The sequence below is a fragment of the Bacillus sp. 2D03 genome (genome assembly GCF_003946765.1).
Lineage (GTDB): Bacteria > Bacillota > Bacilli > Bacillales > Bacillaceae_G > Bacillus_A > Bacillus_A cereus.
In genome coordinates, this window is sequence record NZ_RPSJ01000011.1 from 141,900 (window position 1) to 154,989 (window position 13,090).

Sequence of the window (13,090 nt, forward strand, 5' to 3'; positions counted from 1 at the left end):
TATATGAGAAAAATTTTAGAAAAGGTGAGAAGAAATCGTACTTATTCGTTTGGTAAAGATTTATATGACCGGACGATGCGCGATGATGTAGCGGGCTTGGCAGCACAGCTCGCTTATTTCTTCTTGCTTGCAATTTTTCCTGGGCTCGTTTTCTTAATTACGCTTCTTGGATTTATTCCCATTCAAACAGAGGATGTGCTTAGTTTATTAGAGGTTTATGTACCAGATGATGCAATGAACTTAATTGAGGTAAATGTAGATAAAGTTGTAAACCAGCAAAATGGTGGTTTATTATCATTTGGTTTATTATCCATGTTATGGTTTGCCTCAAATGGTGTTAATGCGGTTATGAATGCTTTTAACCGCGCTTATGACGTGAAGGAAACACGTTCTTTTATTACAACAAGAGCGTTATCAATTGTGTTTACATTAGCTATTATTTTTATGATTGTCTTTGCGTTAATTGTTCCGGTATTCGGACAAGTTATTGGAGCAGCGGTGTTTAAAGCACTCGGTTTATCAGATAGTTTTTCTTTCGTGTGGAGCATTACACGATTAGTAGCGAGTTTCTTCGTGCTATTTGCTTTGTTTAGCTTCTTATATACATTTGCCCCAGATCGAAAGTTAAAAAGAAGAGAAGTTATTTCAGGGGCGTTATTTGCTACTGTAGGATGGATTGTGGTATCGTACTCATTTGCTTATTATGTAGATAAGTTTGCGAATTACGCCAATACATATGGTGGTCTCGGTGGTATCATTATTTTAATGTTATGGTTTTACTTAACTGGATGGGTAATTTTACTTGGCGGTGAAATTAATGGTTTACTCCACCATTATAGAACCGGTGACAATAATTCCCGTAATGAATAATGAGCTCTTGTTCCATAATAAAAAGGAACAGGGGGGATATTTCATGAGTAATAATAAAAAGAACCATAACAATAAAAGTAATAATAAACAAAAGAGCAGTTCGCATCCAAAGCATAAAACGAGTAGCAGTGCGAACGGTCATAATAGCTATCATTAAAAAAAACGGGTCCTCTATGAGGGACCCGTTTTATTTGCTGCCTTTTAATAATCGTAAGCCATTCAAAATGACAAGAATCGTACTTCCTTCATGGCCAATAACACCGAATGGAAGAGCTAAAAATTGCAAGAAGTTTGAACAAATTAGCATGGCAATAACGGCTAGCGAAAAGATTACGTTTTGCTTCACAATACGGTTCATTCGTTTTGATAAACGAATTGCTTGGGAAAGACGAGATAGTTCGTTCTTCATCAGTACAACATCCGCAGTTTCTAAAGCTACATCTGTTCCTTCTCCCATTGCGACACCAATGCTAGCAGTAGCTAGTGCAGGTGCATCATTTATACCGTCTCCGACCATTGCTACTGTACCGTATTTTTCTTTTAACTTTTTAATCGTTTCAACTTTTGTTTCTGGTAAACATGATGCGTAATATTCCTTTATATTACTTTCAGAGGCAATTGCTTTTGCCGTTTCTTCATTATCTCCAGTAATCATAATTGCTTCGACACCAATGCTTTGTAATTCACGAATAGCAGCTATTGTTTCTTGGCGAAGCGTATCTTTTAAAGCGATAAGTCCAAGAATGCCTCCCTCATCACTAATATAAACGACAGTTTTACCTTCCTTTTCAAGTGAGGCAGAAATACCATTATGAAATGTTTTTGTTTCTTCACCGATAAAATCAGCTTTACCTATTTTATAAGCAGTGTTTTCCAATATTCCTTTTAGCCCAAAACCAGTTACATCTTCAACCTTTTCAGGTTTTTTTAATGTAATGTCGTACGCATGTTGTGCATATTTAACAATAGATTCAGCCAAAGGATGTGTAGAGTGACTTTCAATGGATGCTGTAATAGAAAGTACTTCTTTTTCTGTCATATTTTCTCGAACATATACATCTGTTACGGTAGGTTTTCCTTCTGTTAATGTTCCTGTTTTATCAAAGGCGATTGCTTTTACTGAAGCGAGGCGTTCTAAATGTATGCCACCTTTAAAGAGAATTCCATTTCTTGCTCCGTTAGAAATTGCAGATAACGTTGCTGGTGTAATGGCAGCAACGAGTGCACAAGGAGATGCGACTACAAGTAAGATCATAGCGCGATAAAACGTTTCATTCCAGCTCCAGTCAAGTAAGAAATGAGGAACGAACATCATAAGCGCAACAACGAGTAGTACACCTTTTACGTATGTTCCTTCAAACTTTTCGATGAATAGTTGTGATGGTGATTTTTCACTTTGTGCACTTTGGACGAGACGGATAATCTTTTGGAATAATGTTTGATCGCTTGGCTTCGTAATTTTAACTTCGATAGCACCACGTAAATTTACAGTACCTGCAAATACTTCATCGCCATGTCTTTTCTCATTTGGAATAGGTTCTCCCGTGATTGCTGCTTCATCGATATTTGTTTCACCGTTATGAATCGTACCGTCAGCAGGAACACGTTCACCTGGTTTAATTAAAATAATGTCGTTAATTTGTAACCCTCCAACAGGAACACGTTCCTCAGTTCCGTTAGAAATACGTAATGCTTCTTCGGGTTGTAAGTCAAGAAGAGCGGAAATTTCTTTTTGGCTTTTACTTAGCGTATAAGATTCCATAGCACCGCTGAGCGCAAAGATAAAGATTAAGATAGCTCCTTCTGCCCAGTAGCCAATAATTGCAGCACCAATAGCTGCAAAGAGCATTAGCATTTCAACATTTAGCTCTTTTTCTTCAATCGTATCTTCAATGCCTTCTTTCGCTTTTGCATATCCACCAACTATATAAGCAAGGATATAGCAAGTAATACCTACATTCATTGCATCGTTCTTTGTGAATAACCAGCCAACTAAAATAAAAATACCAGATGCTACTGCAAATACAAGTTCATAATGTTTTTTTAATGTGTCCCATAAAGAGGGATGGGAAATTGTTTCTTTTGCCTGTAACGTTTTTACTTCTGAGTTCATTACTACCCGCTCCTTCCGAATTCTTATTGAGAAAAATAATCAAAATCGAAACCCCTATAAAACGACGAAAGCTGCCATCCATAATGGATAGCAGCATTTCTGTTGAATCTGTTTTTAATAGTTATTATGTTATAATTATTCTATATTATATCATATGTTTTTATGAGATGGTATGGTTTTGTTTCAAGTATAAACGGAAAACTTGTGTTTTCGCAACTCCTCTGGTATATATGAATATTGTTCATAAAAAGGTCGGAAAGGAAGACAACAAGTGAAGACAGAGAAATTTTTTACCCATCCGATTGGCGTATTTATTGCTGCAATAGTAGCAACTTTTTTATGGGGAAGCGCATTTCCTTTTATTAAGTTAAGTTATGTTGAACTTGGAATTCAACCACAAGAAGTTGGAGAGCAAATATTATTTGCCGGTTATCGTTTCTTTTTATCTGGAGTCATGCTCTTATTATTCTTTAAAGTGTTAGGAAAAGATATGAGCTTCAAAAAAGGAACAGGGAAACAGTTAATACAAATTGGTTTATTCCAAACGTTTCTTCAATATATCTGTTTTTACATTGGAATGAGTTATAGTTCAGGAATTGAAGGAGCTATCATTTCAGGGACATCATCATTCTTTCAAATTTTACTCGCCCATTTTTTATATAAAGATGATGCTCTCAATATGAGAAAAATAATTGGGGTATCGATTGGTTTTTGTGGCGTCATTTTAGTAAATGTGCCGAGTGATGGTAGCTTATCATTTCATTTTGGGATCGGAAGCTTATTACTTCTTAGTGCAGCAATGCTGTATTCATATGGAAACATATTAGCAAAAGAAGGTAGTAAAACATTAGATGTTGGCTATATGACAGCATACCAAATGGTTTTTGGTTCTATAGGATTATTATGTATAGGGGCTTTACAAGTTGGAGTCATGCCATTTACATTTAGTCTACATGTAATACTTATGCTAATTTATTTATCTTTCTTATCTGCAGCTGGTTTTTGCATTTGGAATACAATTATGAAGTACAACAAGGTTGGAAAAGTATCTATGTACATGTTCTTTATACCCGTATTTGGTGTGTTATTATCGAGCATGATTTTAGGTGAAGCAATTCATTCATTTGTACTACTCGGTTTAGCATGTGTAGCCGCGGGAATCATTGTGGTAAATAGGACACCAGCTAAGCAAAAAATGGAGCAAGAAAAACAAGTAGCATAGAGAGCAGAAAAGCGATTACAATGGAAGAACAGTACTGTTCTTCTTTTTTCATAGAAAAAGGATAATAGACTAAGTGTAACGAAAAAAGATACAAAAAGCATTTATTGAGGAGAAAATATTATGAATCTACTTTACGTGGTGTTAATTGGGCAAATATTTCTTTTTTTTATTGGTGCAATTTATGCAATGGGGCAGACAAAAAGAACGAAAGATAATATGCCGTTACCTTTAGCAATTCGTCTTATTCTTAGTTTTTCTTTAACAGGTAGTGCAATTTGCATATGGTTACAAGATCCATCTGTAGAGTATAGTACGTGGGTTGCACTTGGTATGACTTTATCGACTGTGGGAGATTTGTTTATGGCTGGGCTGATTCCAATTGGTCATCGATTAATTGGAGGGATGGTTACTTTCGCTCTTGCTCATTGCTTTTATGTAAAAGCATTTTTGCAAACAGGAATTTCATGGAATGGTTTTTGGATTGGCTTACTCGTATATGGGCTCTTTCTAATTGTAGGATGGTTCTTCTTTATCCGAAATGATAAACAGGATAAGTTGTTTACGATAGGAGCTCTAATTTACGGATTGTGGGTTGGAGGAATGGCTTGCTTTGCATTCGCCTTATATTATGAAAATACAGGGATATGGTGGATACCAGCGTTTGGTGGCTTACTGTTTGTAATTTCTGATTTCATTATTGGCGTGACAGATATCGGAGGGCGTAAATTGAAGTATGAGCCACTTTGGATTTGGTTTACATATGTAGCTGCTCAAATGTGTATTATATATGTGGGATTATAAAAAGATACTCTCAAAAATAGTGGATAGACTATTTTGAGAGTATCTTTCTTGCTTGTTAATTTGATCAGTATTTTTATTTTAAAATTTCTAATATTATAATTTTAAAATTCAGAATTTTGTAGAAAATCATCGGTCGTATTATTTATAATAAAAGTAAAAAGATGATGAGTTGGTGAAATGATGCAAAAGAAAAAACGTTGGTGTGAATTCTTTGGAACTATTGCAATTGCATGTTTATTGGTGTTTTTGGCGAAAATTTTTGTGTTTTTTCCGACGACTGTAAAAGGAGCATCTATGAGGCCAACGTTGCAAGATGGAGATAAGGTGATTGTTAATAAGTTAGCAAAACAATTTGAAAGCTATGGGAGAGAAGATATTATTGTTGTGAAAACAGATAATTTTTATGTCAAAAGAGTGATTGGATTGCCTGGAGATATAATTGAGATGAGAAATGATCAATTATATGTAAATTCTGAAGTGAAAGATGAAGAGTATTTGGATAGTAATAAAAAACAAGCAGAAAAAAAACTTATGAATTTAACAGAGGACTTTGGACCGATTACAGTTCCTAAAAATAAGATTTTTGTTATGGGAGATAATCGCTTAATAAGTAAAGATAGTAGAAATGGTTTAGGTTTTATTGATAGAGAAGATGTGTTAGGAAAGTTAGCAGGCATTTATTATCCGTTTGAACATATGAAAATAATAAAGTAAAAAAAACCAAGCAAATTTTAGTTTGCTTGGTTTTTTTGTTAAACAGTAGGAGATTCGTTTGATACAAAGATATCTTCATGTTTCTTTGTAGTACTTAAAACAAATTTATGTTGTAGTAATTGTAGCTTAAATAACGCCAAAGGATCATGATATGTTTCTGGATTACTTCTTAGCGTCGCTAATGTTTGCTCGTCTTCCTGTATCTCAAGTTGAGCTGCATCTACATTTTGTTTCAATATATTAAGTGGATCTTTGAAGAACATCATGATATCACGTTCTAATGCACCTTCAAATACTTCAAATTGAAGGAAGAATTGTTTGGAAATTGTGTGAGCAATTTCTGTATAGTCTTCTGTTTCAATATATTGTTTATATTTGTTGGCGAGCATAGATTGGTTTTTTTGCATATTACCAAATAATTTTCCGGCACTTTTTAAGAAAAACTGTGTCGGTGTAAAGCGTAATAAAATATTGATGTTCGTTACTGTAATTCGATTTGTCATTCGTGCAACATCTCGATTCCAGTCATCTAATAATTTGAAATCGCAAGGAAGTTTCATACGTTCTTCTTTATATAATTTATTAAACGTTTCACTCATTTCATCTAAATAAGCTTGAGCTTGAATAAATTCATTATGTGCGGTTTCAATCCATTCTTGAATAGACCCAGTAAATTTAGGAAGAAGTACCTGTTGTACATGCTTTTGAACACGTTCATTCATTGCAGCATTTAATTCTTCATGAACTAGTTTGAAATCACTATCTTCTTGAACAAGATCAGAGCAACTCTGTAATAATTCAGGAATTTGAGAATGTATATCTCGTGTAATTTCTTCTTTCGTTAAAAGATAAGATTCGGTAATAGAGCGAATTTTATCTTTTTCAAGAGCAGTAAGGTTATTAATAAATCCAGTAAGTTTCACTGAGATGTGTTTATTCCAGCGTACGGATTTTACTAATGTATTTTCTAATTCCACACGTTCATTTATGAGATAAGCAATTGTCTTTTGCGTAAACCATATTAGCTTTTCTATACGTTCTTTTTCTATATCGCGCTTTGCAAGATTAGAGAGAATAGATTCTGTTACATCTCCAAGTTGCTGGCTACTCTCTTGCGAAGGAGAGTATGGGAAGAATTGTGCATCTGGAAAATGTATTTTAAGTTTACTAATTAGTTTTTCATTAGTAGTCGTATTATTTGTGTGTGATACGAAGTGAATTTGTAAGTTTGGTACTTGTTCACGTAAATAAATTAATGTATCAATTTCTTTACTATGCAATGGTGAAGAAGAATTTAATACGTAAACAAGACTATCTGCTGCTTGTAAGTATTCAAAGTATGCATTGCTTTTATCCAATTGCTCTTGAATGGATGGTGTAAGAAGAAATGTAAACTTATTTTTTCTTAAAAACCTACTTGGTAGCTTAATTTCTATACATTTTTTCTCAAGTTCTGACTGAGCAGATGTAGCCGTTATTTGATGGAATTCATCAAGGTTAGGGATATTTCGTATATCTAACTCGGTAAATTCTGTTATTTCAGTTTGACTAGCGTCTTTAAATAGAATAGGAGTTGTTAAAGTTTCAGTTAAGATGTTCTCTCCTAATATTGAATTAACAAATGATGTTTTATCATGGTCACTAGTTCCAGCTATTAGTAGTGGTGTGATATTTAAATCACATAGTTCATGGACTAGTAGCGTAAATTGATGACTTAAATCTACATCATTTTTCTCAGCCCATACAGCGATTGTTTCGAATAAATGAGAAACTGTTTCCATATTTACATCTGCTTCAGCTGATGTATTAGAAAGTAAGGATCCAGCACTTTTTACGAGTAATGATTCTAAAGTTGTAGGTGAGACTTCATTCCATGCTAACACTGCTGCAGAGACAACTAGAGAATCTTTTGCTTTCGTTAAACTGAACCAATTTGTTAATAAATTTGGTACAAGTCCGTTTAATTCATGCATAAAGTGATTTCCGGTAATTAATGCAAAGTATGTTTCTTGATAGCGAGTAGAAATTTCATTCCAATCGTCATTATTGTCTGTTTCAATATGCAAGAATAAATGATTGATACTTTGAATCCAAGGAAGGTATAAGGATTCATGTTGATAGCTATTCCAAAGAGCAATAACAAGTTCTTTAAATTGAGCTTGATCAACAGCATATAGAGCTTTTAAAGACTCATAGAAATATTCAGGCTTAATATTTTTTGTAAATCCTTTGTTTATGTAATTTATTAACGTATCAAACCAGTGTAAAGATTGTGTTCGAATACCTTCTTGAACAGCTAGTTCGATAGCGTTGTTCCAATCTTCTTGTTTTTCATAGAAAGAACGTGCAATTGCAGTAATATTTGGATAATCCGGTTGGAATGCAACAGCTTCACTAATCGTCTTAAAAGCGAGTCCTAAACGATCTTGTTCGATATAAAGAGAAAGAAGTTGTAAGGAAACCTCCATCGTAAGAGTTGTATCTTCCGTTTGAATAGATTGATAAAGTTCTTCTGCCTTTGGTAAGAATCCTAGTTCAAAATAAGCATCTGCAATATTTTTTGTCGCCCAAAGTGCAAGAGCATTATTTACTTTTTCCCATTTAAATATAGCTGCTTCAAAATCTTTATTTTGATAATAAAATTCACCTTGAGCAAATCGAATATTAGAAATGTTGGAGAATTCATTTTTAGATTCATTTATATATGCTTCACCGAGTACTTCCGATGCAGGAGTAGAAGTTTCTTCTGTTAAAAATGTTTTATAGTAAACTTTTTGAATAAATTGATTTTCAATGGTCATGTTCGTTCCCCCCTGTATAATTTAGAAAAATGATGTCGTATGTAAAAGGGTGTATGTTCTTTTAATAGGTAGAAGTTGCATTATATAGACCAAACTATGTTTTTGCTAGATATATCATTTTTCTTGAGAGTTAAACCGTTGCGAAAAGTAACTTTCCTTTATTGTAACAAAAAAACACGCATATGAATTTTTATTTTTTATTGGGTTATTTGCGGGCAGTAAGAATCTAATCTCAAAATTGGTGAATATAAGTAAGTCATGTGGGAGTCGGGATGTCTGTAGAAGCAAGATTGGCTTAGGTTAATAATTGGTAGAGGATGAAGAAAACTCCCACTGATTAAAGTTTCACTTTATCTCTGTTAAAGGAAAGAATAGAAGTAGAGTTCATTATAAAAACAATGTATAGTGAATATGTATACCATGTTTGCCTTAAAGATAGAAAGGGTACAATGTGGAATAACGATCGTGCATAGGATGTGTCTTCCGAATGGAACAACATATTGGCGAGTTAATCGCGCATTATGGCTATTTTGGAATTGTTATAGCTTTGGCTGGTGGGATTGTCGGATTACCGATACCAGACGAGTTTTTATTGACCTTTGTTGGTTATAATGTTTCAAAAGGAGTTATGTCAGGAACTGCTGCTTTTTTAAGTGGGATGGCTGGTGCGATGTTAGGGATCACGTTAAGCTACATATTAGGTTTAAAACTTGGGCTCCCTGTTTTAAAGAAATATGGGCCGAAAATTAGAATTAAAGAACATCACATTGAAAAAACACATATTTTATTTGAAAAATATGGGCCATTTCTTTTAATGATTGGTTATTTTATACCGGGAGTACGTCATTTAACGGCATATTTTGCTGGGGTATCAAATTTGACACTTTGGCGTTTTTGTTTGTACGCTTACGGTGGTGCGTTCATTTGGATAAGTGTTTTTATTGGGCTTGGCTGGAAGTTAGGCGAGAAGTGGCGCTTCGTTGAGTATAGTTTACATCATTATGGAATATGGATTTTATTAATTTCAGCAGTTGTTACATGTGTTGTATGGTTGTACATAAAGAAAAAGAAAAACCGCTAATAGCGGTTTTTTTAGCTGAAAGCAATAAATAATACACCAGCTGTAATAAAGACTACACCAACACCGGTCATAAAGTTTAACTTTTCACCGAGGATAATCATAGCGAGAATGATAGAAAATACGACGCTTAATTTATCGACAGGAGCTACTTGTGAAACCTTTCCTGTTTTGAGGGCAAGAAAATAAAATAGCCATGACGAAGCACCTGCAACCCCACTTAATGTGATAAATAGCAGTGCTTTTTTATTTAGCAGTACGTCGCCGATATTTTGAAATTTACCTTGTATGATAATAACGCCTATCATAAATAATGCCATAATAATAGATCGAATTGTTGTTGCAACGTTTGCATCGATGCCGTCTAAACCAAACTTTCCAAAAATCGATACAAGGGCAGCAGCAATTGCTGATAATAGTGCAAATAAGAGCCACGAACTCATAGTAAAATTCCTCCAATCTTACAGTATTATACATGAAAATCATTCTCATGTATAAAGTTGAAGCAATTGAGCTTTATAGAAAGCGCGACTTCAACTTAACTTCTTGCTCCACCTGAATTTTAAGGTGGGAGTTTTACTGCCTGCAAATAGTGGGCTAAATAACGAAATAATCCCCACCTTATATTTTTAATAAGGTGGGGATTATTATACTACTCTGCAATTTCCTCATATAAAAAGTACGTTACATTATAAATATGTTCTACTTCATCGTCTGTCATAAACAGTAATTCGTCACGCTCAATCCCTTTTTTCTTTTCAATAAACTCAATCATGTTTTTGCGTTCTTCTCTCTTCATCAATTTTATTTCTCCTCTCAATCTGTTTTAATACAGTTTATTTAAGTTACTGCTATTATATAACAGAATCTTTAGAAAGTTCCACCTATTTTATTATTTTTTTAAAAGAACTTTTCGACAAAACAAGCCCACCTAAGGGGGGCTTGTTTTATTTTATAGTCGTAAAAACTCAGGCTCCGTCGTACCGGCACCATCAATGTAATAAATTGTGTCGGGATTGATTTTTATCAATACGTAATTAGGGTCTTCAGGACCGAGTAACCAACGTTTTAAGCTATTATTCCAAAACTTGTTTTTTAATGTTGAGTCTTCCTCGATTGAAGCTAACCCTTCAACTTCAATATAATCTTCATCTAATTTTTTTCCTTCTCGTCCGAGTAGTACATGGACATTAGGATTTTGTTCAATATCTGTTATCTTTTTTGATTGTCGATCTGTTGCAACATATAGTACAAAATCTTCATGGAAAAACATCATAAAGGCACTATGCGGTTTTTCGTTACGTACTGTAGATAATACACCGGTACGTTGTCCTTGGATAATAGTTGCAATTTTCTCTTTTAAGTGCATATTCTTTACCTCTTTTCCTAATTTATATTTTCTCTGTTTAAACAAGATAATTTAAATATCTTTCATACTGTTTTCTTCAAGTCCATTTTTTAAACGTAATTGTGATGAAATCGGACAAGTTAGGAGAAGAATAATAATAATATTGAGGAGAAATACATACGATGGAAGGATGAAAAGCATGTTTAATAAAATATTTCTTATAGTAGCACTTATAGGTGTACCACTATCTGTACTTGGAAAAACACTTCATTGGCCAGAAACACTTATGTTCGCTGTGTATTGTATTACGATTATCGCATTAGCTGGTTTTATGGGGAGAGCAACAGAGAGTTTAGCAATTGTTTCTGGTCCTAGAATAGGCGGGTTATTAAATGCTACTTTCGGTAATGCTGTTGAACTTATCATTTCAATTTTTGCACTTCAAGCAGGGTTAATTGAAGTGGTGTTAGCTTCTTTAACCGGTTCTGTACTTGGAAATTTATTATTGGTAGGGGGGTTATCTTTCTTTGTTGGAGGTCTTAAATACAAAAGACAAAGTTTTAATGTATATGATGCAAGGCATAATTCAGCTTTATTAATATTTGCTGTTGTTGTGGCCTTTGTTATTCCAGAGATCTTTTCAATGAAGATGGACGCTGGCAAGACGTATCAATTAAGTATAGGTGTTTCTATTATTATGATTATCATGTACCTTGCTGCATTACTATTTAAGTTAGTTACGCACCGTGGTGTATATCAACATAAAAGTGACGAAGTAGCGCATGAAGAAGAGCCAGAGTGGTCGAAAGGGAAGGCGCTCCTTATTTTAGCGATAGCAACACTGGCAGTAGCTTATGTGTCAGAGGCACTCGTACATACTTTTGAAACTGTCGCAAAGTCATTTGGCTGGTCAGAGTTATTTATAGGGGTTATTATCGTTGCAATTGTTGGGAATGCAGCGGAACATGCGTCTGCAATTATTATGGCCTATAAAAATAAAGTAAATATTGCAGTCGAAATTGCAATAGGCTCTACATTACAAATCGCCATGTTTGTTGCTCCTGTATTAGTATTGCTATCTATGTTCTTCGCGCAAAGGATGCCTTTAGTATTTACCATACCAGAACTTGTGTCTATGATTACAGCCGTTTTCTTAACGATTGCGATTTCCAATGATGGAGATACAAACTGGTTTGAAGGTGGCACTTTACTAGCGGCGTATGTCATTATGGGAATTGGTTTTTATTTATTATGAAAAATAGGCATAACAATTGCGCTCAGAGAAAACAATAAACGAAGTAGTATATATACCTACATAGGAAGGAGCCAGACAGGTGAAACGAGTATACAGCATATGTCTTTCAACTATGGTCTCGTTTATTTTATTATTTCCTAACATGAGTTTTGCAAAGACAACAGTAGGAACAAAAATGCCTTCATCTGTTTTAAATATTTCAAAAGACAATACATTTCCAAATGATGCGCAAGATTTGCCACGTTTGCAACCAAGTAAATTTGCTCAAGAGCTATTGAAAACGGCTAATATTAAAATTGAAAATCCAGACTTAATTCGGATGTTTAATGAAACGACAATTTCAAATGCGCCGCTTGCAGTAGGGTATCGGGCAAAAATTTATTTGGGTCAATGGGCTTTACATTATGAATCAGTAGACACATCGATTAATTGGGAATATAAACAAGTGAATCGAAATGTGTATGATAATCGCGGAGGAGACCGTTTATATCCACTTCGCTATAAGCAAGAAACACAAAAGACGGTTGAAGGCGATTTAACAGCAGATATGAAAGATGCTGCAGATGTGAAAAAAATGATGCTTCTCAAAGCACTTGAAAAAGTACAATTACCCCTTTCGTTTAAAACGACCATTGGTTATGGTACTGGACATGAGCGTGTGTATAATATTAGTCCGAGTCAACTCGGATATTTATACGCTTATACACCAGCAGTAAATGAAAAAGGAAAAGTAACATTTGGAGAAGTGTATCTTGTATTAAAGGGAAATCAAAAAAGACTTGTTGTGAAAAATATTACTTCTCAAGGAATTGGAGCTGCTATTCCAATTCATGATCATTTGTATTTTAAATTCATTTCTTCTTCCCACTCGCAATAACATGAAAAAAC

At 34.2% G+C, this 13,090-nt stretch carries 12 protein-coding genes; 7 read left to right on the top strand and 5 right to left on the bottom strand.

From position 1 onward, the window contains the following. The first annotated feature begins 3 nt into the window (after nucleotides 1-3). A complete protein-coding gene (locus EBQ15_RS22880) occupies nucleotides 4-870 on the top strand; it encodes a YihY/virulence factor BrkB family protein (protein WP_001226536.1) in 867 nt (288 codons plus the stop codon). A 187-nt stretch (nucleotides 871-1,057) separates the two neighbouring features. Here EBQ15_RS22880 and EBQ15_RS22885 read toward each other — a convergent pair whose 3' ends face one another. After that, a complete protein-coding gene (locus tag EBQ15_RS22885) occupies nucleotides 1,058-2,983 on the bottom strand; it encodes a heavy metal translocating P-type ATPase (protein ID WP_001083770.1) in 1,926 nt (641 codons plus the stop codon). Nucleotides 2,984-3,254: 271 nt separating this feature from the next. On the opposite strand from EBQ15_RS22885, the gene EBQ15_RS22890 reads away from it, so the two are divergent. The 3 genes from EBQ15_RS22890 to lepB all read left to right on the top strand — a co-directional run bounded on the left by EBQ15_RS22890 (nucleotide 3,255) and on the right by lepB (nucleotide 5,720). Then, nucleotides 3,255-4,205 carry a DMT family transporter gene (locus tag EBQ15_RS22890; RefSeq protein ID WP_000845706.1) on the top strand — a complete coding sequence of 317 codons (951 nt, stop codon included), beginning with the start codon at nucleotides 3,255-3,257 and terminating at the stop codon, nucleotides 4,203-4,205. A 120-nt stretch (nucleotides 4,206-4,325) separates the two neighbouring features. Next, nucleotides 4,326-5,006: a lysoplasmalogenase gene (locus EBQ15_RS22895; RefSeq protein ID WP_001051070.1), complete on the top strand. Its 681-nt coding sequence runs from the start codon at nucleotides 4,326-4,328 to the stop codon at nucleotides 5,004-5,006. A gap of 177 nt (nucleotides 5,007-5,183) precedes the next feature. Further along, the gene (lepB, locus tag EBQ15_RS22900; RefSeq protein ID WP_000983301.1) at nucleotides 5,184-5,720 is read left to right on the top strand and encodes a signal peptidase I; all 537 of its coding nucleotides are present in this window, start codon (nucleotides 5,184-5,186) and stop codon (nucleotides 5,718-5,720) included. A gap of 38 nt (nucleotides 5,721-5,758) precedes the next feature. On the opposite strand, the gene EBQ15_RS22905 is transcribed toward lepB, so the two are convergent. Next, the gene (locus tag EBQ15_RS22905; RefSeq protein ID WP_000151420.1) at nucleotides 5,759-8,521 is read right to left on the bottom strand and encodes a tetratricopeptide repeat protein; all 2,763 of its coding nucleotides are present in this window, start codon (nucleotides 8,519-8,521) and stop codon (nucleotides 5,759-5,761) included. Nucleotides 8,522-9,008: 487 nt separating this feature from the next. On the opposite strand from EBQ15_RS22905, the gene EBQ15_RS22910 reads away from it, so the two are divergent. Beyond that, nucleotides 9,009-9,602 carry a DedA family protein gene (locus EBQ15_RS22910; protein ID WP_000434874.1) on the top strand — a complete coding sequence of 198 codons (594 nt, stop codon included), beginning with the start codon at nucleotides 9,009-9,011 and terminating at the stop codon, nucleotides 9,600-9,602. A gap of 11 nt (nucleotides 9,603-9,613) precedes the next feature. On the opposite strand, the gene EBQ15_RS22915 is transcribed toward EBQ15_RS22910, so the two are convergent. The 3 genes from EBQ15_RS22915 to EBQ15_RS22925 all read right to left on the bottom strand — a co-directional run bounded on the left by EBQ15_RS22915 (nucleotide 9,614) and on the right by EBQ15_RS22925 (nucleotide 10,968). Next, nucleotides 9,614-10,042, bottom strand: coding sequence for an EamA family transporter (locus EBQ15_RS22915; RefSeq protein ID WP_000100296.1), 429 nt, complete (start codon nucleotides 10,040-10,042; stop codon nucleotides 9,614-9,616). Nucleotides 10,043-10,251: 209 nt separating this feature from the next. Then, complete coding sequence (locus EBQ15_RS22920) at nucleotides 10,252-10,398, bottom strand: BH0509 family protein (protein ID WP_000817786.1); 147 nt, start codon at nucleotides 10,396-10,398, stop codon at nucleotides 10,252-10,254. A 153-nt stretch (nucleotides 10,399-10,551) separates the two neighbouring features. Beyond that, nucleotides 10,552-10,968, bottom strand: a complete 417-nt coding sequence (locus EBQ15_RS22925) for a pyridoxamine 5'-phosphate oxidase family protein (RefSeq protein ID WP_000550220.1) — start codon at nucleotides 10,966-10,968, stop codon at nucleotides 10,552-10,554. Between the two features lie 178 nt (nucleotides 10,969-11,146). Between EBQ15_RS22925 and cax the strand changes: the two genes are divergently transcribed. Both cax and EBQ15_RS22935 read left to right on the top strand, forming a co-directional pair. Beyond that, the gene (gene cax, locus EBQ15_RS22930; RefSeq protein ID WP_000482139.1) at nucleotides 11,147-12,202 is read left to right on the top strand and encodes a calcium/proton exchanger; all 1,056 of its coding nucleotides are present in this window, start codon (nucleotides 11,147-11,149) and stop codon (nucleotides 12,200-12,202) included. Between the two features lie 79 nt (nucleotides 12,203-12,281). After that, complete coding sequence (locus EBQ15_RS22935; RefSeq protein WP_002102695.1) at nucleotides 12,282-13,079, top strand: YfkD famly protein; 798 nt, start codon at nucleotides 12,282-12,284, stop codon at nucleotides 13,077-13,079. The last annotated feature ends 11 nt before the right edge of the window (nucleotides 13,080-13,090 follow it).